We start from the raw sequence: 22869 nt of genomic DNA, 5'->3' as shown, positions 1-22869 counted from the left end.
GCGATCACAGCCCCGCACATCCCACGACACAAGGCCCACACATCCTCTCCGCACCTCTTGGCCCCGACGGCCGGGCGAGCGGGCGCCGCCCGCGGGTCAGACGTGTCCGCCCGTGCCCAGAAAGACCGGGTTCGTCAGCGCCGCCATCACGCCGGGCAGCGGCCCCACCGCCGTCTCGTGGCGCACCTCGGCCCGTACGTACGCCGCGTACGCCGGGGTCGTGCGCCACTCGACGGCCCCCGTGCCCGACACGGGGAACGGGTCGCTGGTGAGGAGCACCCCCTGGTCGGTCACGAGACGGACCGTGCAGCGCGGTACGCCGGAGGCCTCGAGGCGGACCGTCACCGGGGTGTCCGGGGCCACCCGCAGCCGTTCCCCGATGCCCGCCCGCTCGCCCCCGGCCCCCGTCGCGGTGAGGGCGAGCGACACGCGCCGGGACTCGGCGACGTACGAGCGGCCCGCGCGGATGCCGTCCTGGACGGCCTCCCTGGTGAGGTCGTCGGCCAGGACGACAGTCTGGGGCAGGCCCACGGAGTCCGGCGGCCGGTGCGCGTCGCTGCTGCCCATCGCGGGCAGCCAGCGCCGGTCCTCTCGTGCCGCCGCCACGAGCGTGGCGTCCCACGCGGCCACCGCCATCTCGTCGTCCGGGGTGAAGGGGCCGTTCCACACCTCCACCGCGTCCGCCTCGCCGAAGCCGAACTTCCAGGCGCAGCCGACGCAGCCGGCGTGCGGGTGGGCGGGCACGACCAGGCCGCCCGCGCGGCGGATCTCGCGGGCGAAGCGGCCGAAGCGGCCCTCCCGCGCCCGGTAGCGCCAGTCGACGAAGGTGCCCGGGTCGGTGCCGAGGGCGAGGACGTGGCCGTTCCTCGTCGTCACCTCCTCGCCCAGCATGATCAGCAGGTCGTCGCCCGCGTGGTCGGCCCAGTGCGCGTGCGAGGCATGGGTGTTGTGGTCCGAGCTGTTGATGAAGTCGAGGCCGGCCGCCCTGGCCCGCGCGGCGATCTCGCCGGGGGTGCGGCGCCCGTCGGAGTACCAGGAGTGCAGGTGGCAGTCCCCCCGGTACCAGGCCCGCCCCCGCCCCCTGGCCCACTGCGGCGGGTACACGGGCGGTACGGCCGTGCCCGGGGCGCCGTGGGTCAGGGTGACGTCGAGCGCGTACGACAGGCCCCGCGGGGCGACCGTGTAGGGCCCGAGCACGATGTGCCAGACACCGGCACCGACCGGCCCCGCGACGTACCCGGGTGTCGCGTCGTCCGCGCGGACGAAGAACTCCGTACGCGCCCCGCCCGACCAGCCGCGGAAGCCCTCGCCGCCCGGCTCGATGCCACGCTGGTCGAAGATGCCGATGTCCAGCGCGTTGCCGGGAGTGCCCGCGGGAACGGCCGGCCTGTCGTAGGTGTACGAGACCTTGATCTCCCGCACCCCGTCCGGAACGTCGACGGGAACGTACACGTAGTCGGCCGCACCCGGCGCCAGCGTCCCCCGGATCGTCCGGGTCACCCGCCCGCCGTCCGCGCCCCTCGCGAAGGTCACGCTTCCCAACGTAGGCGCCACGGAGGCGGCCGTCACGACGGGAGTGCGCCGTCCGGGTCCGCGGCCGGACCACCGGCACCACCGGCCGGTCCTTCCTTGATCGGCCCTGGTGACCGCGACCGTATCCTCGGAGGATGACGACTTCCGTGCTCTCCGGAACCGGCCCCACCGAGAACTCGCTGCGTCGTGCGCTCAAACGTGCCCGGGACGGGGTCGCGCTCGACGTCGCCGAGGCGGCGGTGCTGCTCCAGGCGCGGGGCGAGCACCTCCGGGACCTCGCCGCCTCCGCGGCCCGGGTGCGGGACGCCGGTCTGGAGGCCGCCGGCCGTCCCGGCGTCATCACCTACTCCAAGAGCGTCTTCGTCCCGCTCACCCGGCTGTGCCGCGACAAGTGCCACTACTGCACGTTCGTCACCGTGCCGGGCAAGCTGCGCCGCGCCGGGCACGGGATGTTCATGTCCCCCGACGAGGTCCTCGACATCGCCCGCCGAGGCGCCGAACTCGGCTGCAAGGAAGCCCTGATCACCCTCGGCGACAAGCCGGAGGACCGCTGGCCGGAAGCGCGCGAGTGGCTCGACGCGCACGGCTACGACGACACCATCGCCTACGTACGCGCCGTCTCCATCCGCGTCCTGGAGGAGACCGGCCTGCTGCCGCACCTCAACCCGGGCGTCATGACCTGGACGGACTTCCAGCGCCTCAAGCCCGTCGCCCCCTCGATGGGCATGATGCTGGAGACGACCGCGCGCCGGCTGTGGTCCGAGCCGGGCGGCCCCCACCACGGCTCCCCGGACAAGGAACCGGCCGTGCGACTGCGGGTCCTTGAGGACGCCGGCCGTACCTCCGTCCCCTTCACCTCCGGGATCCTGATCGGCATCGGCGAGACGTACGAGGAACGCGCGCAGTCCCTGTTCGCCCTGCGCAAGGTCGCCCGCGCCCACCACGGCATCCAGGAACTGATCATCCAGAACTTCCGCGCAAAACCGGACACGGCCATGCGCGGCATGCCCGACGCCGAACTCGACGAACTGGTCGCCACGGTGGCCGTCGCCCGGCACATCATGGGCCCCTCCGCCTGCCTCCAGGCCCCGCCCAACCTGGTCGACGCCGAGTACGAACGGCTCATCGGCGCCGGTATCGACGACTGGGGCGGCGTCTCCCCGCTCACCATCGACCACGTCAACCCCGAACGCCCCTGGCCCCGGATCGAGCAGCTCGCCGAGAAGTCGGCCGCGGCGGGCTTCGAACTGCGCGAACGGCTCTGCGTGTACCCGGAGTTCGTCACCCGCGGCGAACCCTGGCTCGACCCGCGGCTGCTGCCGCACGTCCGCGCCCTGGCCGACCCCGCCACGGGCCTGGCCCGCCCGGACGCGGTCGCCGAGGGCCGCCCCTGGCAGGAGCCCGACGAGGCCTTCACCGCCACCGGCCGCACCGACCTGCACCGCACCATCGACACCGACGGCCGCACCGCCGACCGCCGCGGCGACTTCGACGAGGTGTACGGCGACTGGGGCGCCCTGCGTGAGGCGGCCGCCCCCGGCATGGCCCCGGAACGCGTCGACACCGACGTACGGCAGGCCCTGCGCACGGCCGCCGACGACCCGACGAGGCTCACCGACGACGAGGCCCTGGCACTGCTGCACGCGGACGGCCCGGCCCTGGACGCGCTGTGCCGGATCGCGGACGACGTCCGCAAGTCCGTGGTGGGCGAGGACGTCACGTACATCGTCACGCGGAACATCAACTTCACCAACGTCTGCTACACCGGCTGCCGCTTCTGCGCCTTCGCCCAGCGCCGCACCGACGCGGACGCCTACACCCTGTCCCTCGACCAGGTCGCCGACCGGGCCCAGCAGGCCTGGGACGTCGGCGCGGTGGAGGTCTGCATGCAGGGCGGCATCCACCCCGACCTGCCGGGCACGGCCTACTTCGACATCGCGCGCGCGGTGAAGGGACGCGTCCCCGGCATGCACGTGCACGCCTTCTCCCCGATGGAGGTCGTCAACGGCGCCACCCGCACCGGCCTGTCCATCCGCGAGTGGCTGACCGAGGCCAGGGCGGCGGGCCTGGACAGCATCCCCGGCACGGCGGCCGAGATCCTCGACGACGAGGTCCGCTGGATCCTGACCAAGGGCAAGCTGCCCACCGCCACCTGGATCGAGGTCGTGACGACCGCCCACGAACTGGGCATCCGCTCCTCGTCGACGATGATGTACGGCCACGTGGACCAACCCCGCCACTGGCTCGGCCACCTGCGCACCCTGGCCCGCATCCAGCAACGGACCGGCGGCTTCACCGAGTTCGTGACGCTCCCCTTCATCCACACCAACGCCCCGGTGTACCTGGCGGGCATCGCCAGGCCCGGCCCCTCCGTACGCGACAACCGCGCGGTGACGGCGATGGCACGCCTCCTGCTGCACCCCTGGATCCCCAACATCCAGACGAGCTGGGTGAAGCTCGGCGAGGCCGGCGCCGCCGAAATGCTCCGCTCCGGCGCGAACGACCTCGGCGGCACGCTGATGGAGGAGACGATCTCCCGCATGGCCGGCTCCTCCTACGGCTCCTACAAGTCCGTCAAGGACCTGGTGGCGGTGGCGGCGGCGGCCGGACGCCCGGCGAAGCCGAGGACCACGCTCTACGGCGAGGTCCCGGAGGAACGGCGGCGGGCCGCGGCCGCGTCGGACGGCCACCTCCCGGACCTGCTGCCGGTCCTGGACTGAACCGAGGCAGACACAGCTCGCAGTACGATGATCCGACCCCCGTCGGAGGGGTCGAGTAGCACCGAGGAGATGCGTGCCGATGGCGGCCCGAATACCTTCGTGGGCCTGGGTCAGCGGCCTGACCGTGGGCGCGGTCGCGGCGGTGGCCGTACTGGCGGCGAAGGCCGACCAGGGTGCCCACCCCACGGCCCCGACCGCCGACCACCGACCCGTGTCCTCGGCGAGCGCGAGCCCCTCCGCCAAACCCAAGCCCAAGCCCGCGGCCCCGCCGGCCGTCCCGGCCGACTCGGGCGTGGGCCACCGGATCGTCTACGCCCTCGCCCAGAAGCGGGTGTGGCTGGTCGACGAGAGCGACAAACCCACCCGCACCTTCCCGGTCTGGCCGGGCACGGTGAGCCCCGACCCGGGCGCCTACGTGATCTCCCAGCGCGTCCCCTCGACCACCGGCTCGGACGGCGTCCAGATCGAGCACATCATGTACTTCGCCGGCAAGTCCGGCGTCTTCATCGCCTTCAGCAACGCCGTGGACGGCGCCTCACCCCCACCGGCCGCCGCCGGCGCCAAGACGGGCGGCATCCGCATGGGCAAGCCCGACGGCACGGCCCTGTGGACCTTCGCGGAGAAGGGGACGAGGGTCGAGGTCGTCAACTAGCGACACCGTCGAGGAACGCGCTCCAGGACGCACCCCCGAACGCGAGCCGCGCACCGTCCCGGTCCTTTGTGTCACGGACGTGGACGGTGGTGGGGGAGGGGGTGGCGGCGGTGGCTATGGCGACCTCGACGCAATCAGGGCCGTCGTTGCTGCTGTAGCTGCTCTTGAACCAGTTGAGCGTGGTGGTCATGTCTCTTCTCCCAGAATCTTCTCGATGAAGGACAGCGACTCCCGAGGCGAGAGGGCCTGCGCACGGATCATTCCATAGCGCATGTCGAGGATCTGGGCCTCTCTCGGGTCGCTGATCACCCGGCTGTGCAACTGGGCCTCCCAGTGCCCCAGCGTCTTGCCGTCCCGGAGCTTCAGGAGCCGCAGCGGTCCCGCCATGCCCGCGTGGTCCTCACGGTCCGTGGGCATCACCTGGACCGAGACGTGCCGCAACTGTCCCATTTCCAGAAGGCGTTCGAGTTGCTGTCGCAGGACCATTCTGCCGCCGATCGGCCGCCGTAGCGTCACCTCCTCCTGGACAAAGGTGATGAGCGGCCGGGGCACTCGCTCGAACACGGCCTTGCGTGCCATGCGCGCGGCGACGTGACGCTCGATCTCGTCCTCCGTGTACGCGGGGCGGCGCATCGCATACAGCGCTTGGGCATACGCCGGAGTCTGCAACAGGCCGTGGATCTGCTGATTGTCGTAGGTCCCCAACTCGACGGCCTCGCCCTCCAACTTGGCCAAGTCCCTTACCTTCTTGGGGTACCGGGCCCGCTCCACGTCCGCCTTCATCACGGACAGCTTCCCGCCCGCGCCGAGCACCTCGTCGGCCTTGTCGAGGAAGTCGGGCTTGGGGATGCGGCGTCCGCGTTCGACGGAGGAGACCATCTCGTCGCCGTACCCGATGGCGGCGCCGAGTTCGCCCTGCTTGAGCCCGGCGGCCTCGCGCCACATCTTGATCTGCCGGCCGACCGTCCTGAGTACGGCCTCGGCCTCTTCGTCCTCCATGTCATCCCCTCCCGACGTACGGGCCGGACGACTCCGCCCTGCGTACGTACAGTCACGTTGCGTACCGTGGTGATGGCTGTTCAGCGTAGGGATGGATGACGACTCTGGGTGACATGAGTAAGAAATTCCCCCTATCGATCGCTGCTCCGTCGGCCCGTTTCGCCGTGCAGCTCTCCGCGACGCGCAGAGGCGCGCGCCTGGCCCGCCTGCTGGCGGAACGCCAACTGGACGACTGGGGGGTGGGCTTGGCGGACGCGGTCCAGATCGTGGCGGAGCTGGCGGCGAACGCGGCGTTTCACGGGCGCGTCAGGGGACGGGACTTCCGGTTGGCACTGAAGCTGCACGGGGATGGCACCCTCCGCATCGAGGTGACCGACGCGCGCGGTGACCGGCTCCCGAGGATCGCGGACCCGGTGGCGGCGGACGCGGAGTCAGGGCGGGGCCTGCTGCTCGTGGCCGCGCTCGCCGACCGCTGGGGCGTCACCGAGGCACCCGCCCAGGGCAAGACGGTCTGGGCCGAACTCGCACCGCGTCGCGGCGATCGGTGACCCGGCGGCGCCCGACGCAAAAGACCAAAGAACCGGGGAAAGAACCGAACCCGCCCCCACCGCCCCCCGTCGATCACCCGGCTGATTGACTGCTCCCCTCCCTCGAAGGGGAGGGGATTCCCGGCTCAGGCCGCCTCCTGGAGCAGCGCTCCAGGAGGTCTTGCGCCCTCGACACCGGCCGGGTTCAGACCTGCCCGGACGAGCATCACGCGGGCGGAGTTCTTGTCCCGGGGGGAGAAGGCTCCGCACGCGGTGCAGGTGTAGGTGCGTTCGGACAGCGGCAGTGCGTGCTTGGTTCTCGCTCCACACGATCCGCAGTCCATGGTGCTGTGCGCGGGATGCACCAGACGTACGTCCCGCCCGTGCTTGCGGCCCATCTCGATCAGGGCCTGCTTGGTGGCGCCGATCGCGGCGTCCGCCGCCTTGCGGGCCATCGACGTCCTGGCTAGGAACTTCGGGCGGAAGTCCTCCACCGCGATCACGTCATGGTCGCGCACCACCTTCTTCGCCCACTTGCCCGCCACGAGTGCGTCTACGTCTGCAACGTGACCTGGTACGGCTGAGAACGATCTTTCTGGACCGCGCCCATCACGAATTTCCCACCTTTCTGTCTCCCCAACTGACCGTTCGTGTTCGATTACTGTGCTGAACTGTTGGGCGTACGGACGGGTAACTGCCGGGGAGGTCTCAGCGTGGGTGCGACGTCCGGGGGGCTCTGGGGGCGTGGCGAGCAGCAGGACTTCCGGAGTCGGGTGCGGGGGACGCTGCTCGGGGTGGCCCTGGGGGACGCGCTTGGGGCGCCGGTGGACTGCCTCGCTCTCGGAGCGATCAGGGAGGCCCACGGACCCGAGGGGCTCCGGGATCTCGTGCCCGCCCACGGCCGCCGCGGCGCCGTCACGCACGTCACGCAGCTCACCCTGTTCTCCGTCGACGGGCTCATCCGGGCGCAGGTCCGCCGCGACACCGGGGCCTGGCACCCGCCCACCGATCTGCACCGCGCGTATCTGCGCTGGGCCGCCACCCAGCGGGACTGGGGGCCGGACGAGCGGCGCGAGGAGGACGGCTGGCTGGCCCGCGAGGAGTGGTTGTACGCCCGGCGCGGTCCGAGCAGGCCGCTGCTGATCGGGTTCGGCGACGACACCATGGGCACCCTGGAGGCGCCCAAGAACCCCGCCGAGGCCGGTCCGGAGGCGGTCGCCAGGTCGGCGCCCTTCGGGCTTCTCGTCGGCTGGGAGCCGCAGCTCGTCACGCAGCTCGCCGTCGAGTGCGCGGCGCAGACGCACGGGCACCCCACCGCCTGCCTCGCCGCCGGCGCCTACGCCGTGATCGTGCACGCCCTCGCCCGTGGCGACGACCTCGACGGCGCCGTGCAGAAGTCGCTGGCGCTGCTCGCCGCACGCCACGGACACCAGCCGGTGTCGGATGCCCTGCAGCACGCGCTGGGCGCGGTACGGCAGGGCATGCCGACCCCGGACCGGGTGGAGGAACTGGCGGGGCAGGGGACGGCGGCGGGGCTGCTCGCCGTGGCCGTCTACTGCGCGCTGGTGAGCGAGGACGTACGCCATGGGCTGTGCCTGGCGGTGAACCACAGCGGGTCCTCCGGTGCGGCCGGTGCGCTCACCGGCGGGCTGCTCGGCGCCCTGTACGGAGAGACGGCCCTCCCGCCGGCCTGGCTGGCCGAGCTGGAGGGCCGTCCCACTCTGCTGGTCCTGGCGGACGACTTCGCGATGGAGATGACCCAGGGACCCGCGCTGCACGGGCCCACCGGATCCTCCCCGGCGTGGCTGGCACGCTATCCGCGCGGGACCCGGTAGCCGCACGGGCCGCGCGGTGCTACGGCTGCTTCCCCACCACGTCGTCGCCCGCGCCCGCGGGAGCCGACCAGAAGGCCAGCAGGCCTGCCGCCCAGCTGGTGAGCGCCGCGTTCAGTGGCGTGGGCACGACAAGCAAGCGTCAGGTCAAGAGCGGGCAAAGATGTTCGCGGGCACAAGCGGAGCCCCCTCGGCAAGGACGGCGAACTCGTCGAGAGGGCTCATCAGCGTGCTTGTTGCGGTTGTCGTGTGGTCGTCTTCTCAAGCCTTGAGCGACGTCACGAACGTGTTCCACGCGTCGGCGCGGAAGCCGAGCACCGGTCCCGAGGAGACCTTGGAGTCCCGGACCGCCATGGCCGCGGCCACCGGTGACTTGACCTCGACGCACGCGCCGTTGCCCGTGGAGTACGAGGACTTGGTCCACGTCTCCGTGACGCCCTGACGAATTGCCATTTCTGCTCCGGATTGCGAGTGGAGTGGATTGCGCCACCGTTGTTGCTCGATGGCGTGATCGACGCTACCCGCCGCACTCCGAGTCCGAAGGGACTATTCATCCTTACGGATGGCATATTCCAATGGAGTCTTCCGCGTTGGCCTGGTGAAGGTGTACCGTGCGGCACCTTCAAGTTGCGGCACTCAATGCGTGTGCTCCTTGGCGATATTCGCGATGAACTGCCGTGACTGCTCCACGTTCAGCGCCTGCGCCCGCAGGTGCTCGTACATCACGCTGTACTTCTGGACGTCGTTCGCCTTCTCCAGGTACAGGTCGCTGGTGACGCCCTCGATGTAGACCACGCTGGAGTCCGCCGTGTCCGGGAACTCCAGGATCGCGTACTGTCCGTTGAGGCCCGGGTGCGCGCCCATCTCGAAGGGGATGACCTGCACGGTCACGTGCGGCAGCCGGGTCTGCTCGACCAGGTGCTCCAACTGCTCCCGCATCAGGGCCGGGCTGCCGACGACCCGGCGCAGGGCGGCCTCGTCCAGGACCGTCCACAGCCGCAACGGGTTCTCGGCGGCGGAGATTCGTTCCTGCCGGCGCATTCTGACCTGCACCCGCTTCTCGATGTCGGCGGGCGCCGTCTCCGGCAGGGCGCCCGCGATGAGTGCCTCCGCGTACTGGCGGGTCTGAAGCAGCCCGGGAACGACCTGGGGGTCGTAGATCCGCAGGCTCGCCGCGTCCGTCTCCAGGCCGATGTAGACGCTGTAGGGGATGTCGCCGAAGGAGTGCCACCAGCCCTGCTGGCGCGAGTCCTTGGCCATCTGCATCAGCGAGTCGACGATCCGGTGGTCCTCCACCTCGTAGACCCCGCACAGATCGCGGACGTCACGCTGGCTGATGCTGCGCCGGCCGTTCTCCAGGCGGCTGATCTTCGACTGCGACACCAGCAGCCTCTCGGCCACCTCCTCGGCCGTCAGGCCCTTGTTCTCGCGCAGCTTGCGCAACTCCTGGCCGAGTCGGCGTCGCCTGACAGTGGGATTGACATTGGACGCCACGGGACGTGCACCTCCGGCCGCATGCCTCTACTTTGCGTATCTGCTGCTGAGCAGATTGCCACCAAGGTGCTTACTACCGCTGGAAAACGCCGGATATGCAGCGAGTACACGTCAGTTCGGCAACGCCCTTCGCACCCGGACGTGGCCGCGAGGGCGGCGGAACGCGTACGAGGTGTACGGTCCCGCCGCTCCCGTCGAACCTGCTGCTCCCGGACCGTCGTTCCGGGACGGGGACTGCGGTGCGGCGTTGTCGCTCTGCGGTGCTGCGTCGTGCGGTGCTGCGTCGTGCGGTGTGGCGCTGTGCTGCGTGGCGCTGTGCCGTGCGGCTCAGTGGGCCACGGCACGGGCCATGGAGCCGCGGCGTGGCTGCATCGGTACGCCACGAGCGGGTTCCGGCGCGGGCCTGGCGCCCGCCCCGCGGCGCGGCTGCGCTCCCACGCCGTTCTGGACGTCCATCACGGCGTGCGCCACGAGACCGCCCATGGGGTCGTGCCGGATCAGGTCCCTGAGCCGGGACCGTGACGACCGTCCCTCGTTGCCGGGGTACAGGTGCTTGCCGAGGCCGACCGCGTGCGCCAGCGCGGCGAGCGCCGCGGTCCGCGGGTCCGGCGGTACGCCGGTGCGGATCGCGGAGTCCAGCCGGGCCCTGATCTCCCGGCTGATCTCGGTGTCCGTCGCCTGGTAGCGAGTTGTCGGCAGCACCCCGCACATCTGGCCGGCCACGGCATGCACCATGCCGCACCGCTCCAGATGCGAGAGATACGTCTGGCGGAGCCCGAGACGCGGCCCGCCGATCCAGTGGACGGCGCGAACCGGAGCGCCGCGCCTTCGCAGCAACTCCAACGCGCAGTCCAGAGTTGGATCTCCTGTCGGCCGTGGCGCCACCACGGCGATACGATCCCCGTCTGGGGCTATCCGTCCGGCCAGCGCCAGCTCCACTAGCTGCGCTCCGGCCAGACCCAGGTCGAGCGACTGCGGCTGTGCAGTGGTACCCGTGGCCGGGTCCAGTGCCAGCAGCAGAAGCTCCTCCGGAAGTGTTCTGCGGCTCCTGCCCATCCATGCCTCCCCGCGTGGATGAAAGACAGGGTGACCCCTCTCACATTGGTCTGTCGAGGGTGCGTGACCGGTTCGTAAGGGAACCGGTAGCTATGTCGTTCTCGTCTACCGCGTGGGTTTGGCCCGTACACAGGACACTGGTACATGGTTCGGACAGCGGTACGGCCAAGGGTTAGGCCGCGTCGTCCGGGTGGCGGTTCAGATCGTGATTCACGGTTCGGTAGCGGCACGTTGGGCGTGCGGCACATGAGGAGGCATCGGTGGCGGGCGAGTCCCCCGACAGGTCGAAGCAGCGCGAGTCGTCGGCACGAACGACGTCGGGGAGCGCGGACTCGGTTCCCGAGTCCAGGAAAGAGGCGGGCGACCCGCGCCTCGCGTTGACCGGGGAGTCGGACGAGGCCGGCGCGTCCGGCGCGTCCGGCGGTTCCGAGGGGCGCGGCGGGGTCGACACGGCCACTCGGGTGCTTTCGGTACGGGATGTGAAGACGAAGCCGGAGACGGATCCGAAGACGGAGTCGTCTTCGAAGACGGAGCCCGACGTCGACGACGTCGACGACGTCGACGACGCCGGTGACACCGAGGCCGCCGCCGACGGCGACGAGACCGACGGGGCGGGGGACACACGCCTGCGTGCGGCGGTGGCCGAGTGGGTGGACTCCGACGCGGACGGGAAGGACGCGGAGGCTGCGGAGGCCGAGGAGGACGCCGACGACTCCGACGACGCCGACGACCCCGAGCCCGCGAAGGCCGGGGCCGGGCCCGAGAGCGACGCGGGGGAGCCCGAGGGCGCCGCGCGCGGCAAGGACGGGGCTGAGCGCCGGGGCGCCGACGAGGCCGCGGCGGACGCTTCCGACGCGGAGGACGCCGACACCTCCGACGGCGACGACCGGGACGGCGACGACGGCGAGCGTGCCGATGCCGATGCCGAGTCCGAAGCCGAGACTGGGACCGCGTCCGAGGCGCCCGAGCGTGCCAGGGCCGTGGCCGAGCCCGAGGACGGCGCCGAGGCGTCCGAGGACGGCGACGGCGAGCGTGCCGAGGACGACGCCTCCAAGGCCGGTGACGACGACCGGGACGGCGACGAGAGCGACGGCGACGGCAGGCCCTCCGGCGACGGCAAGCGTGCCGAGGGCGACAAGGCGTCCGAGGGCGACGCGGGACCGGGTGAGAAGCCGCCCGTGGACCAGCCCACCACCATGCTGAAGCTCGGCGGTGCCGCCAAGCCCCAGGTCGACCAGCCCACCACCATGCTCAAGCTGGGCGGTGCCAAGAAGCAGGCCCCCGAGGCCGAGGCGGAGCGGACCAGCAAGTTCGTCGCGCTCAAGCCGCTCGACACCCCGCCGGCCCGCAAGCCGCAGCTCCCGAAGCCGCCCACGCCCACGCCCGCGCCCCCGCAGTCGCCGGCGTCCGCGCCCAAGCCCGCGCCCGCGGCCCCCACGGCCGCCGCCCCGCAGCTCGGCCCCGAGCGCACCACCCAGCAGCCGCTGCCGCCCAAGCCGCCGCTGGACCTGCTGGCCGAGCTCACGAACACTCCGCCGCCCCCGGAGACCCCGCTGCGCACCACGGTGCGCCGCGTCAAGATCTGGACCCCGCTGGTCATCCTCCTGCTGATCGTCTTTGCGGTCGCGCAGTCCGTGCGCCCGCTGCCGGAAACCAGCCTCGCGCTGACCGCCGAGGACACCTACACCTTCGACGGCGACCCGGTGAAGCTGCCCTGGCCGGACGAGGGCCAGGGCTGGATGGACGTCGACGGCGTCGGCACGATGGACCACTTCGGCGAGCAGAAGCCGGTCCCCATCGGCTCGGTCGCCAAGACCATGACCGCGTACATCATCCTGCGCGAGCACCCGCTGAAGGCCGACGAGGAAGGCCCGAAGATCGAGGTCGACCCGACGGCCGAGAAGGAGGCCGGGTACAGCAAGGACGGCGAGTCCACGCTCGACAACGTCAAGGCCGGCAGCTTCCTCACCGAGAAGCAGGCCCTGTCCGCCGTCATGATCCCCTCCGCGAACAACATCGCGCGCCTGCTGGCCCGCTGGGACGCCGGCTCCGAGGCGGAGTTCGTCAAGAAGATGAACGCCACCGCCAAGGAACTCGGAATGTCCAACACGACGTACACCGACCCCTCGGGCCTGAACAAGACCACCGTCTCCACCGCCGAGGACCAGGTGAAGCTCGGCAACGCGGCCATGAGGATCCCGGCCATGGTGGCCATCACCAGCGCGGCGAGCTGGACGGACCCGTCCGGGAAGAACTGGACCAACTTCAACCAGCTGCCGTACATCATCGGCGCGATCGGCATCAAGACCGGCTCCACCACCGCGGCCGGCGGCAACCTGCTCTTCGCCGCCCGCAAGGAGGTCGGTGGCCGGACGGTGACCATCGTCGGCGCGATCCTCGGCCAGCACAAGCCGTCGATCCTCGACACGGTCAACGCGGTCAGCAAGACCGCTCTGCTCGCCGCGAAGGACGTGCCGACCTCGGCGAAGATCCTGAAGAGGGGTGACGTCGTCGGGTACATCGACGACCAGCTCGGGGGCCACACCCCGGTCGTCGTCACCAAGGACGTCACCGCGGTCGGCTGGGGCGGCCTGCGGCTGAAGCTGTCCCTCACCACCAAGGACGCGCTGCCGCACACCGCGAAGGCCGGCACGGAGGTGGGCATGCTCGCCGTCGGTGAGGGCGCGGAGAGCGCCGTACAGGTGCCCGTGGCCCTTCAGGACGATCTCGCCGAGCCGGGCTTCGCGGCCAAGCTGACCCGCGTCGGCTGATCGCCGCGTCGTCCCGGCGGCCGTCGCCGCCCCCGCCCACCCCGTCGGGCAGCCCCACCAGGGAGCTGGCCCGGCGGGGTGCGTGCTAGCGTCACGAAACGGACACGTCGCCGGTCGCGGGACGCGGCCGCGAACAGGGAACAGGACACGGGGAGAGCCGTCAGGTGGCCACAGCGGATCCGACACGCGCCGACGACGCCGATCCGGGCCGCCCGGGGGACGGACCACGAATAGGCGCGTCGGCGACGGACACGAACGACGGCCACCGTCGGCAGGACGGCCCGGCGGACGGTCGGGTGGGCGGTCCTGGAGGCGGCCGGGACGGGGAACGGGACGGCGGAGGGTCCCGTGTCCGGGTCGCGGTCATGGCGGTCCGGGAGCGGATGCTGCGGCACCCCGTGCTGTCCGTCACCGCCCTGGCGGGCCTGCTGCACGTCGTCTGGTTCTTCACGCTCGCCAACAGCGGCGGCGACCTCGCGGCGCAGGACGCCTGGGCCGAGTTCGTCGGCCGGCACCCCGACTCCGCGTACAACCTCGCCTGGTACGGCGGCATGCACCCGGTGTCGTACAGCGTGGTGTCGCCGTACCTGATGTCCCTCCTCGGCGTCCGTACGACCATGATGATCGCGGGCACCGTCTCGGCGGGTCTGCTGATGCTGGTCCTCATCCGCAGCCGCTCGGTCAGGAACCCCCTGTGGGCCGCGCTGACCGGCGTCTTCGGGCTGCTGTGCAACGCCGTGTCGGGCCGGGTGACCTACGGCCTGGGAACCATGTTCGCGCTGGGCGCGGTCGCGGCGGTGTTCTGCTGGCCGCACCGCTGGCGCTTCAAACGCTGGGCGAAGGCGCTGGTCGCGGCCCCGCTGGCCGCGCTCGCCACCATGTCCTCGCCCGTGGCGGGCCTGTTCGTGGGCCTGATCGCGGTCGCGCTGTTCTTCCAGAAGCGCCGCCCGGGCTTCTGGGCGCTCGGCCTGGCCCCGGCCGCGGTGGTGGCCGTGTCGGCCTGGCTGTTCCCCTTCTCCGGCACCCAGCCGATGGCGTTCGCCTCGGTGATCCTGCCGCTGATCTACGCCGTGCTCGCCGTCGTCCTCGTCCCCCGGGACTGGAAGACGGTCCGGATCACGTCCGCTGTGTACGGCCTGGCGGTCGTCATGGTCTGGCTGATCAGCTCCCAGATCGGCTCCAACATCACCCGGCTGGCCATGCTGTTCGCGGGGGTGGTGCTGGTGGCGGCGCTGCCGTTCGCGGTCCCGCGCTCGCGCACCTGGTACACGATCGTGGTGGCCGTCGTCGGCTTCGTCGGCTGGATAGGGTTCAAGTCGGTCGACGACACCGTCAACACCACCCCCGCCGCCTCCTGGGCGCGTGAGCTGGCCCCCCTGGTCAACCAGTTGCAGCGGGCCGGCGCGGAGAAGGGCCGCGTCGAGGTGGTCCCCGCCCGCTCCCACCGCGAGGCCTCCGCGCTGGCGCCCTACGTCAACCTGGCCCGCGGCTGGAACCGCCAGGCCGACATGCAGCGCAACCCGCTCTTCTACGACGACACGCTCAACTCGGCGAACTACCACGACTGGTTGCAGCGGTGGGCGGTGCACTACGTGGTGCTGCCCAAGGGCGAGGTCGACGGCAACGGCGGCGAGCGTGAACGCGCGCTGGTGCAGGAGGGCATGCCGTACCTGAAGCAGATCTGGGGCGACGCCAACTGGCAGCTGTTCAAGGTCACCGACCCGGCGCCGCTCGCCGAGCCCGACGCGGTCGTCGAACGGGCCGAGCAGGGCGAGATGACCCTCCAGGTGCGCAAGGCGGGCCGCATCCTCGTCCGCATTCCGTACTCGCCCTGGCTGAGCCTCGTCGACGACCAGGGCAAGAGCCTCAAGGCGCCCCAGGAGACCGACGTCTCCAAGCACCGCGCCGAGGGCGAGCCGAAGACGTACGACAACGTCAACGGCTGCCTCATGGAGACGGAGCAGGACACCGAGGGCGACAAGTGGACCGTGCTGCTCGCGCCGAAGCCGGGCACGTACCGGCTGGCGGCGCCGTACCAGCTCCCGCGCGGCACTCCGTGCCCGGACGAGCTGAAGAAGTGACCGTCCGCCGGCCCGGGAGCCACGGCCCCGGGCCGGCGGACCGCTCACCTCAGGGGGAGTGGCTCGTCAGGCGAGCTGCTCCTCGACGGCCGTGACCAGCTCGGCGGCCTCGGGGGCGGTCTGCGGGGAGAACCGGGCGACGACCTTGCCGTCCCGTCCGACCAGGAACTTCTCGAAGTTCCAGCGGATGTCGCCGCTGTACCCCTCGGCGTCGGCGAAGCCGGTCAGACGCTCGTAGAGCGGGTGCCGTCCCTCCCCGTTCACCTCGGCCTTCTCGGTCATGGGGAAGGTGACGCCGTACGTGGCGGAACAGAACGCGGCGATCTCCTCGGCGCTGCCCGGCTCCTGCCCCATGAACTGGTTGCACGGCACGCCGAGCACGGTGAAGCCCCGCGCCGCGTACCGCTCGTGCAGTTGTTCGAGTCCGGTGTACTGCGGGGTGAGTCCGCACTTGGACGCCACGTTCACGATGAGCACGACCTGCCCCGCGTACTGCGCGAGTCCGGCCGCCCCGCCCTGAAGGGCGCCGATCTCCACGGCCAGGGGGGAGTCCGGGGCGAGCTCGCTGCTGCTGTCTGAAGTCGTCATGAGCGGATGCTAGTGCCCCGAGAGGCTGCCGCCTCGATGAGGACCTGGCCCGCGCCGGTCCGTGAGTACAGGACCGAGCGTCCGGCTCGGCGGCGTTCCACCAGGCCCGAGTCCAGGAGTACGCGCAGGTGGCGGCCCACGGAGCCCAGGGTCTGGCCGGTCACGGCGGTCAGCTGGGTGGTGCTGAGCGGGGAGCCGAGCAGGAGCAGGACCTCGGCGCGGGCGCGGCCCAGCAGGGCCCCGAGGCCCGTGGGCACGGAGGCGCGGCGCGCGTCGGTGTCGGCGAGGGCGCCGGCGCAGGGATAGACGACGGCGTAGCGGCGCCGCGGTTCGTCCCACGCCACCCAGCCGGCCTTCGGGGTGACCGGCACGAAGACGAGCTGGGCGCCGGAGAGTTCACGCGGCGGATACTCGTGCAGGTTGACCTGGAACCGGTTCTCGCCGAGCCAGCGCGTGCCCGGCCGCAGGGTGTCCAGCACCGCGGCCCAGCCGCCCCGGCTGACCTGCGCGGTCCGTGCGACGACATCGGCTTCGAGGACGTGCCGCCGCCGGGTCCAGGAGGGCCGTACGGTGTTTGCCCAGACGTACTCCAGGAGCCGGGCCGCCCGTTCGGGCAGGTCGTCCCGCTCCAGCGCGGCCGGCAGCGGTCCGGCGAGCGAGGTCCGCAGGTGCGCTCGGGCCGCCTCCGGGTCGGCGGCGCGCACCCGCTCGACGCCTTCCTCGAAGGACTCCTCGTCCAGTGGCGTGGGGGTGAGGAAGTCGGCGATCCAGTCCCGGCCCAGTCCGGCGCGGACGAGGAGCGCGGTGACGGGGTCGCCGGCGAGGAGGCGCCGGTAGGCGGGCAGGTGCGCGCGCAGCCACGCCTGTTCGCCGGGGTGGTTGCCGGCGCCCGCGTGCAGCAGTTCCAGGCTCGCGAAGGTCTCGGCGAGCGGCGAGAGCACGAACCGGCTCCCGGCGAGCGTGTCGGCGTTGACCTGCCACAGGCCCATGGACTCCCCCTCCCCGGCGACCTTTCGCGCCTGTGCGAAACAATAACCACCGGCCCCGTGCCGGCCCGAGACTCCGGCGCATGCGCAGCTACCGGCAACTCTTCCGCACCCCGGAGTTCACTCCGCTCTTCCTCGCGTCCTGTGCGCAGACGGTGGCCCAGACGGCGAGCGGACTCGCGCTCGGCACCCTGGTGTACCGGGCGACGGACTCGCCCCTGCTCTCGGCGGTGAGCATGTTCGGGCCCTCGCTGGCCCAGGTGCTCGGCGCGACCCTCTTCCTGTCCGGGGCGGACCGGCTGCCGCCGAGGCGTGCGCTGGTGGGCGTCTGCCTGTCCTTCGCGGCGGGCACAGCGCTGCTGGCGGTGCCCGGTCTGGCGCTGTGGGCGGTCTTCGCGGTGATCCTCGCGCAGGGGCTGGTCGCCTCCCTGGGCGGGGGAGTCCGCTGGGGCCTGCTGAACGAGATCCTGTCCAAGGACGGCTATCTGCTGGGGCGTTCGGTGTTCAACATGATGAGCGGCATCATGCAGATCATCGGCTTCGCGGCGGGCGGGGTGCTGGTGGCTGTCCTGTCACCGCGGGTCTCGCTGCTACTGTCCGCCGCGCTGTACGCCGTGGCGGCGGCGGTGCTCCGCCTCGGCCTGACCCGGCGGCGGCCGCGCACCTCCGGCCGCGCCTCCGTCTCGGCGACCTGGCGCACCAACGCCCTGCTGTGGTCGTCCCGCCCGCGCCGTCTGACCTACCTGGGCCTGTGGCTCCCCAACGGCCTGGTGGTCGGCTGCGAGTCCCTGTACGTCTCCTACAGCCCCGCCGCGGCGGGCACGCTGTTCGCGTGCGCGGCGTTCGGGATGCTGGCCGGCGATGTGACGGTGGGCCGCCTGCTGCCTCCGGCGGTACGCCGCCGGGCGGCCACGCCGCTGCTCCTGCTCCTGGCCGCCCCGTACCTGCTCTTCGTCCTCCACCCGCCCGTACCGGTGGCCGCCTGCCTGGTGACCCTCGCCTCCGTCGGCTTCGGCGCGAGCCTGGTCCAGCAGGAGCGCCTGATGGCCTCGACCCCCGACGAACTGGCCGGCCACGCCCTGGGCCTGCACTCCGCGGGCATGCTCACCCTCCAGGGCGCGAGCGCCGCCCTGGCCGGCACGATCGCCCAACTCACGTCCCCCGCCACGGCGATGACGGCAACGGCGGCGGCCTCGACGACGATCACCCTGGCCCTCGCCGCAGCCTCCCGCCGCCCCGACACCGAGAACCCGCCCCCCTCCTCACCCACGCCCGACACCCCCACCGCGCGACCAACCCCACCCCCAACGCCCCAAGAAGAGCACCCCAGTCGATGACATGCGGCAACCCGGGAAAGAAGGCGAAGAAGGCAAGGACGGCGCCGAACCCCACGGCGAAGCCGCAGAGCCCGGCTCGCCGCCGCATCGCGTCGGCTCGCTCCTCCGCCGGTCCAGCCGCCTTCCCCTGCTGCCGCTGCTGCTCACTCATACTCGGCTCACTTCGTGACGTGATGGCACTGACTCACCCGCCGCACGCCATTGACGTAGAGGTGGGCGCATGTCTTGCCATAACGAGGAAGCGTCTGAGGAGAGTTGCTCCGCATGGGGTCGATCTTGCACTCGTCGTGCGTCCTGCCGCGCGAGGTGCGGTAGGTGCGGTTGCCGGTGTCCGCGTAGGTGAAGTCGATCCGCCAGTTGCAGAAGCCACTGCTGAGCGCCCCCAAGAAGGCGCAGTCGACACCGGCGTTCTGGTAGGTGATCCGGAGTGCGCTGCCGCGGACGATGTGCGTGAACATGCAGCCCGTGGGGACCTTCATGGTCACCCCGCCCACGCTGTACTCGAAGGTCTGAACGGGTGTCGAGCCGACCGCGCCGGCACTGGCGCCCGTCGCTGAGGTGAAAACCAGCGCGACGGCGGCACCAAGGGCGGTGACAAGGCGCGCGACCTGCGGAATGGCCATGGCGATCCCCTTCTGATGGCCTCTTGCCAATCACGGGGGACAACCGAGCCCAGGCAGGGCGGGTTGCGGGACTCCCATCCGGTTCACCGTCCCAGGTGATCACGGAAAGCTCGCGCTGACCTGCAGAAACGTTATGGACGGCGCGGCGGGTTGTGCCGCCCGCCGCGGCGCGGAGGGCCCGCGCCGCTCGGTGGGTGGCTTGGAGTGGTCGTCCTAGTCCTTGACCGCTCCCGCGTTCGCGCCCTGGACGAAGTGGCGTTGGAAGGAGAAGAAGAGGATGGCCACGGGGAGGGTGGACAGGAGGGCCGCGGCGAGTTTCAGGGGGTACTGGGTGCCGCCGCCCAGGCTGCCCGAGACCATGCGGGCGAGGCCGGTGGTCAGGGTTTCGTACTGGCTGGACTGGGTGGCCACCAGGTAGTGGGTGAACTCGTTCCAGGAGCCCTGGAAGGCCAGGATCGTCACGGTGATCAGGGCCGGCCGGGCCATCGGCAGGACGACCGACCAGAAGGTGCGGAAGACACCGGCGCCGTCGACCCGCGCGGCCTCCTCCACCTCCCGGGGGATCGACTCGAAGAACTGCTTCATGATGAACACCTGCGCCGCGTCCACCAGCAGCGGCAGGATCATGGCCGCGTAGGTGTCGAACAGCCCGAAGGCGTTGAGCACCAGGAACCGCGGGATCAGCAGCACCACGGGCGGCACCGCGATGATCGTGAGCAGGAACCCGAACAGCAGGGTGCGGCCCGGGAAGCGCAGCCGGGCCAGCGCGTACCCGGCCATGGACGCGAACAGCACCCGCCCCGCGGTGATGACGACCGCGACGAACACCGAGTTGCCCAGCCAGCGCAGGAACGGCACCCCCTCCCCGGCCTGGCTGAGCCCGAACAGCCGCTGGTAGGCGGCGGTCGTCGCAGCGACCGGGAACAGCCCGAGCGGATGGTTCGCCGCGTCCGGGTCCGTCTTGAACCCGGTCGCCAACTGGATGGCGAACGGCAGGACGTACAGCAGCCCGAGCCCCACCACCAGCGCGTACCCGAGGATCCGCAGGGGCCGGGGAAAGCGTCCGAGCACCGGACGCCCCTGCGCCCGGGCGGCCGTGGAATGCGCGCTCATCGGTTCCTCCGGGGACGGGCGGCGCGCTCGCGCAGCAGAAGGCGTTGCAGGGCCGTCATGGTCAGGATCAGTACGAGCAGGATGAAGGCGATGGCCGCGCCCTGGCCGAAGTCCGCGTCGTCGAACGCGGTCGAGTAGGACAGGAAGGCCGGCGTGAGCGTCGTGTTGCCCGGAGCGCCCTGGCTCATGACGTACACCTGGTCGAAGACCTGCCAGGTGGCGATCAGACCGAGGGTGAGCACGAGGAACAGCACCGGCCGCAGCGCGGGCAGCGTCACGTACCGCAGCATCTGGAAGCGGCTCACGCCCTCGATCGCGGCCGCCTCCTCCAACTCGCGCGGCACGTCCTGGAGCGCCGCGAGGAAGATCAGCATGAAGGTGCCGGACGTCGTCCACACCGCGAGCAGGATGATCGTGCACATCGCGACCGACGGCCCGGACAGCCACTCGAACCAGGACAGCCCCATGAAGGAGTGGTCCGCCAGCACGCCCGAGGGATGACCGGTGTCGACGACGCCCAGGCCGCCGAGCAGCAGGGACAGCACTCCCCGCGGGTCGTTGAACCAGTTCGGGCCCTTCACCCCGATCCAGGACAGCGCCGTGTTGACGGCACCGCTGCCCTGGAACAGGAACAGGAAGATCGTGGACACCGCGATCGAGCTGGTGACGGAGGGGAAGAAGAACGCGGTGCGCAGGGCACCCCGGGCACGCAGCAGCCGCTGATTGACGACGAGCGCCAGACCCAGCGCGAGGAAGGTCTGGAGCGGCACGGTCAGCAGCACGTAGTACACGGTGTTGCGCAGAGAGGTCGCGAACAGGGTGCGGTCGAGGCCGTCCTCGGTGAGCAGCGCCCGGTAGTTGTCCAGGCCGGCGAAGTCCGCCTGCGCGCTGAACGGGTTGGACTGCCCGTCCCAGTGCAGCAGACTCACCCACAGCGCCATCAGCGTCGGCAGGACCAGGAACAGGCCGAGGACGAGCACCGCGGGGCTGACGAACAGCCAGCCCCAGGCGCCCTCCGAGCGGCGCCCCACCCGCCGTGCGGGCGCCGCCGGCTTCGGGCCGGGCCCGCCGGGCATGTCAGGTTCGCCCGGCGGGCCGGCCGTACGGGACCCCTGGCCGGCGCGGGAACGCGGCTCCGGCCGGGGGTGGTATGACGTACGCGCGGACACGGTGGGTCAGTTGCCCTTCGTGAGCGCGCGTTCGCCGTTGCGCTGGAGGTCGGCGAGGATCTTCTTCGGGTCGGCGGTGGCCAGCCCCGCGAGGTCGGTGTTGAACTGGCCGAGCACCTTGTCGAATCCGGCGAGCGTCACCGGGCCCTGCGCGTAGGCGCTGCCGTCGACCCACGCCTTGGCGGCCGGGTTCTGCTTCGCGTACTCGGCGAGGGCGCTGGTGCGCGAGGGCATCACACCGAACGCGTCGGCGTTCTTCAGCTGCTGCGCGCTGGAGTTGAGGTACGTCACCAGGTCCACGGCCGCCGCCCGGTGGGTGCTCTCGGCGGCCACGCCCCAGCACTGGCTGAAGGCGAGCGTGCCCTGGCCGGCCGGACCGGCGGGCAGCGGGACCACCTTGTACTTCACGTCGGGGTAGTCGGCCTTCATGGCGCCGTCGAGCCAGTTGCCCTCGATGGTCATGGCGGCCTTGCCCTTGCCGAACGCCTCGCCGCCCCAGTTGGTGTCGACCTGGTTGGCGTACTTCATGGAGCCGGACTTCAGCAGGGACCGCACGTACTGGAGCGCCTGCACGTTCTGCGCGCTGTCCGCGGTCATCTTCGTCTGGTCGGCGTTGGTCATCCAGCCGCCGGCCTCCCTCATGAAGACGCCGAGCCGCGCGTGCTCGGCACCCACGACAAGACCGGTCGCGCCGTTCCCGGTCAGCTTGCCCGCGACCTTCTTCAGCTGGTCCCAGTCCGCCGGGTAGTCCTTCTCGGTCAGCCCCGCCTTCTTCCACAGGTCGGTGTTGACCGCCAGGGCGAGCGTGGAGGTGTCCTTGGGCAGGCACACCAGCTTGCCCTCGTGGGCGAAGGAGGCGCGCAACTGCTCGGAGAAGTCGTCGGCGTCCTTGACCTGGTCACCGTAGGCGTACAGGGAGCCGCCTCTGGTGTAGTTCGCGAACTGGTCGGAGTTGACGTAGAAGGCGTCCGGCGGCTTGTGCCCGGCGAACGCCTGGGCGAGCTGCTGGTTCATGTCCTTGGCGACGTCGACGGTCACCTTGTTGCCGGACTGCTTGGCGTACGCGGCGGCGGCCTCCTTGACGGCCTTGGTCTCGGCGTCGCCGGAACTGGCTATCAGCACCCGCAGGTCCTGGTGGGAGCCGGTGTCCTGCTCGGTCTTCTTGTCGCCGCCGAAACTCGACGAGCAGCCCGCGGTGACCAGCAGTGCCGCGCAGGTGGCGAGGGCCGTGGCAGCCGTGCGGTGGGACATGGATACCTCCAGGATTCGGGGATGGTGAGTGCGGCTCCGCCCGGCGGCACGAAGGACGGCCGGGGTGGCGGAGAGGAGAACTCGGTGTGGGCCGGGGGTGGTTGGACCGACGCGGAGGGGGCGGGTAGGTCGGGGCG

At 71.3% G+C, this 22869-nt stretch carries 19 protein-coding genes and 1 pseudogene; 7 read left to right on the top strand and 13 right to left on the bottom strand.

What is annotated here, in order from left to right; genetic code table 11:
- Positions 1-96: 96 nt before the first annotated feature.
- Positions 97-1569 carry a CehA/McbA family metallohydrolase gene (locus ACIOWN_RS16285; RefSeq protein ID WP_401982551.1) on the bottom strand — a complete coding sequence of 491 codons (1473 nt, stop codon included), beginning with the start codon at positions 1567-1569 and terminating at the stop codon, positions 97-99.
- A 98-nt stretch (positions 1570-1667) separates the two neighbouring features.
- Between ACIOWN_RS16285 and ACIOWN_RS16280 the strand changes: the two genes are divergently transcribed.
- Positions 1668-4253, top strand: coding sequence for a bifunctional FO biosynthesis protein CofGH (locus ACIOWN_RS16280; RefSeq protein WP_362345637.1), 2586 nt, complete (start codon positions 1668-1670; stop codon positions 4251-4253).
- A gap of 79 nt (positions 4254-4332) precedes the next feature.
- On the top strand, positions 4333-4905 hold the full coding sequence (locus ACIOWN_RS16275) for a hypothetical protein (protein ID WP_401982549.1): 573 nt from the start codon (positions 4333-4335) through the stop codon (positions 4903-4905).
- On the opposite strand, the gene ACIOWN_RS16270 is transcribed toward ACIOWN_RS16275, so the two are convergent.
- Entirely contained in the window at positions 4898-5095 is a 198-nt protein-coding gene (locus ACIOWN_RS16270) for a DUF397 domain-containing protein (RefSeq protein WP_362345633.1), read from the bottom strand. The genes ACIOWN_RS16275 and ACIOWN_RS16270 overlap by 8 nt on opposite strands.
- Positions 5092-5904, bottom strand: a complete 813-nt coding sequence (locus tag ACIOWN_RS16265) for a helix-turn-helix domain-containing protein (RefSeq protein WP_401982548.1) — start codon at positions 5902-5904, stop codon at positions 5092-5094. Before ACIOWN_RS16265 ends, ACIOWN_RS16270 begins: the two co-directional genes overlap by 4 nt.
- A 113-nt stretch (positions 5905-6017) precedes the next feature.
- Between ACIOWN_RS16265 and ACIOWN_RS16260 the strand changes: the two genes are divergently transcribed.
- Complete coding sequence (locus ACIOWN_RS16260; protein ID WP_401982547.1) at positions 6018-6452, top strand: ATP-binding protein; 435 nt, start codon at positions 6018-6020, stop codon at positions 6450-6452.
- 125 nt (positions 6453-6577) lie between these two features.
- Here ACIOWN_RS16260 and ACIOWN_RS16255 read toward each other — a convergent pair.
- Positions 6578-6973: pseudogene (locus tag ACIOWN_RS16255) on the bottom strand (zinc ribbon domain-containing protein); the annotation flags it as partial.
- Between the two features lie 171 nt (positions 6974-7144).
- Between ACIOWN_RS16255 and ACIOWN_RS16250 the strand changes: the two are divergent.
- Positions 7145-8266: an ADP-ribosylglycohydrolase family protein gene (locus tag ACIOWN_RS16250; RefSeq protein WP_362345627.1), complete on the top strand. Its 1122-nt coding sequence runs from the start codon at positions 7145-7147 to the stop codon at positions 8264-8266.
- A 258-nt stretch (positions 8267-8524) separates the two neighbouring features.
- On the opposite strand, the gene ACIOWN_RS16245 is transcribed toward ACIOWN_RS16250, so the two are convergent.
- The 3 genes from ACIOWN_RS16245 to ACIOWN_RS16235 form a co-directional block, all read right to left on the bottom strand.
- Positions 8525-8716, bottom strand: a complete 192-nt coding sequence (locus ACIOWN_RS16245; protein ID WP_362345625.1) for a DUF397 domain-containing protein — start codon at positions 8714-8716, stop codon at positions 8525-8527.
- Between the two features lie 183 nt (positions 8717-8899).
- Positions 8900-9757, bottom strand: a complete 858-nt coding sequence (locus ACIOWN_RS16240; RefSeq protein ID WP_401982545.1) for a helix-turn-helix domain-containing protein — start codon at positions 9755-9757, stop codon at positions 8900-8902.
- Positions 9758-10084: 327 nt separating this feature from the next.
- Positions 10085-10813 carry a GPP34 family phosphoprotein gene (locus tag ACIOWN_RS16235; RefSeq protein ID WP_362345623.1) on the bottom strand — a complete coding sequence of 243 codons (729 nt, stop codon included), beginning with the start codon at positions 10811-10813 and terminating at the stop codon, positions 10085-10087.
- Positions 10814-11073: 260 nt separating this feature from the next.
- Between ACIOWN_RS16235 and ACIOWN_RS16230 the strand changes: the two genes are divergently transcribed.
- Positions 11074-13584: a D-alanyl-D-alanine carboxypeptidase gene (locus ACIOWN_RS16230; RefSeq protein WP_401982543.1), complete on the top strand. Its 2511-nt coding sequence runs from the start codon at positions 11074-11076 to the stop codon at positions 13582-13584.
- A 164-nt stretch (positions 13585-13748) separates the two neighbouring features.
- Positions 13749-15665 (top strand): MFS transporter, encoded by a 1917-nt coding sequence (locus ACIOWN_RS16225; protein WP_362345619.1) that lies wholly within the window; start codon positions 13749-13751, stop codon positions 15663-15665.
- Positions 15666-15731: 66 nt separating this feature from the next.
- Here the strand turns inward: ACIOWN_RS16225 and ACIOWN_RS16220 are convergent, their stop codons facing one another.
- Together ACIOWN_RS16220 and ACIOWN_RS16215 are read right to left on the bottom strand one after the other, a co-directional pair.
- Complete coding sequence (locus ACIOWN_RS16220) at positions 15732-16253, bottom strand: glutathione peroxidase (protein ID WP_362345617.1); 522 nt, start codon at positions 16251-16253, stop codon at positions 15732-15734.
- Positions 16250-17242: an ArsR/SmtB family transcription factor gene (locus tag ACIOWN_RS16215; RefSeq protein ID WP_401982541.1), complete on the bottom strand. Its 993-nt coding sequence runs from the start codon at positions 17240-17242 to the stop codon at positions 16250-16252. Before ACIOWN_RS16215 ends, ACIOWN_RS16220 begins: the two co-directional genes overlap by 4 nt.
- 80 nt (positions 17243-17322) lie before the next feature.
- Here ACIOWN_RS16215 and ACIOWN_RS16210 point away from each other — a divergent pair, with 80 nt between their 5' ends.
- On the top strand, positions 17323-18576 hold the full coding sequence (locus ACIOWN_RS16210) for an MFS transporter (RefSeq protein ID WP_401982539.1): 1254 nt from the start codon (positions 17323-17325) through the stop codon (positions 18574-18576).
- A gap of 158 nt (positions 18577-18734) precedes the next feature.
- Here the strand turns inward: ACIOWN_RS16210 and ACIOWN_RS16205 are convergent, their stop codons facing one another.
- From ACIOWN_RS16205 to ACIOWN_RS16190, 4 genes are all read right to left on the bottom strand, one after another.
- Positions 18735-19199: a hypothetical protein gene (locus ACIOWN_RS16205; protein WP_401982538.1), complete on the bottom strand. Its 465-nt coding sequence runs from the start codon at positions 19197-19199 to the stop codon at positions 18735-18737.
- 213 nt (positions 19200-19412) lie between these two features.
- Positions 19413-20312: a carbohydrate ABC transporter permease gene (locus ACIOWN_RS16200; RefSeq protein ID WP_401982537.1), complete on the bottom strand. Its 900-nt coding sequence runs from the start codon at positions 20310-20312 to the stop codon at positions 19413-19415.
- Entirely contained in the window at positions 20309-21388 is a 1080-nt protein-coding gene (locus ACIOWN_RS16195; protein ID WP_401982535.1) for a carbohydrate ABC transporter permease, read from the bottom strand. The genes ACIOWN_RS16200 and ACIOWN_RS16195 overlap by 4 nt, the downstream gene beginning before the upstream one ends.
- Positions 21389-21487: 99 nt before the next feature.
- Complete coding sequence (locus tag ACIOWN_RS16190; RefSeq protein ID WP_401982534.1) at positions 21488-22732, bottom strand: extracellular solute-binding protein; 1245 nt, start codon at positions 22730-22732, stop codon at positions 21488-21490.
- Positions 22733-22869 lie beyond the last annotated feature (137 nt).

It is taken from the genome of Streptomyces sp. NPDC087787 (assembly GCF_044743035.1).
In the GTDB taxonomy this organism is placed as follows: domain Bacteria; phylum Actinomycetota; class Actinomycetes; order Streptomycetales; family Streptomycetaceae; genus Streptomyces.
This window is presented reverse-complemented; position numbering and strand designations above follow the sequence as displayed.

What these genes read in the sequence shown, in the direction of transcription:
- ACIOWN_RS16280 (WP_362345637.1), top strand. Translation starts at nt 1,668, where the DNA reads ATGACGACTTCCGTGCTCTCCGGAACCGGCCCCACCGAGAACTCGCTG.
- ACIOWN_RS16275 (WP_401982549.1), top strand. Translation starts at nt 4,333, where the DNA reads ATGGCGGCCCGAATACCTTCGTGGGCCTGGGTCAGCGGCCTGACCGTG.
- ACIOWN_RS16270 (WP_362345633.1), bottom strand. Translation starts at nt 5,095, where the DNA reads ATGACCACCACGCTCAACTGGTTCAAGAGCAGCTACAGCAGCAACGAC.
- ACIOWN_RS16265 (WP_401982548.1), bottom strand. Translation starts at nt 5,904, where the DNA reads ATGGAGGACGAAGAGGCCGAGGCCGTACTCAGGACGGTCGGCCGGCAG.
- ACIOWN_RS16260 (WP_401982547.1), top strand. Translation starts at nt 6,018, where the DNA reads ATGAGTAAGAAATTCCCCCTATCGATCGCTGCTCCGTCGGCCCGTTTC.
- ACIOWN_RS16245 (WP_362345625.1), bottom strand. Translation starts at nt 8,716, where the DNA reads ATGGCAATTCGTCAGGGCGTCACGGAGACGTGGACCAAGTCCTCGTAC.
- ACIOWN_RS16235 (WP_362345623.1), bottom strand. Translation starts at nt 10,813, where the DNA reads ATGGGCAGGAGCCGCAGAACACTTCCGGAGGAGCTTCTGCTGCTGGCA.
- ACIOWN_RS16220 (WP_362345617.1), bottom strand. Translation starts at nt 16,253, where the DNA reads ATGACGACTTCAGACAGCAGCAGCGAGCTCGCCCCGGACTCCCCCCTG.
- ACIOWN_RS16215 (WP_401982541.1), bottom strand. Translation starts at nt 17,242, where the DNA reads ATGGGCCTGTGGCAGGTCAACGCCGACACGCTCGCCGGGAGCCGGTTC.
- ACIOWN_RS16210 (WP_401982539.1), top strand. Translation starts at nt 17,323, where the DNA reads ATGCGCAGCTACCGGCAACTCTTCCGCACCCCGGAGTTCACTCCGCTC.
- ACIOWN_RS16205 (WP_401982538.1), bottom strand. Translation starts at nt 19,199, where the DNA reads ATGGCCATTCCGCAGGTCGCGCGCCTTGTCACCGCCCTTGGTGCCGCC.
- ACIOWN_RS16200 (WP_401982537.1), bottom strand. Translation starts at nt 20,312, where the DNA reads ATGAGCGCGCATTCCACGGCCGCCCGGGCGCAGGGGCGTCCGGTGCTC.
- ACIOWN_RS16195 (WP_401982535.1), bottom strand. Translation starts at nt 21,388, where the DNA reads ATGCCCGGCGGGCCCGGCCCGAAGCCGGCGGCGCCCGCACGGCGGGTG.
- ACIOWN_RS16190 (WP_401982534.1), bottom strand. Translation starts at nt 22,732, where the DNA reads ATGTCCCACCGCACGGCTGCCACGGCCCTCGCCACCTGCGCGGCACTG.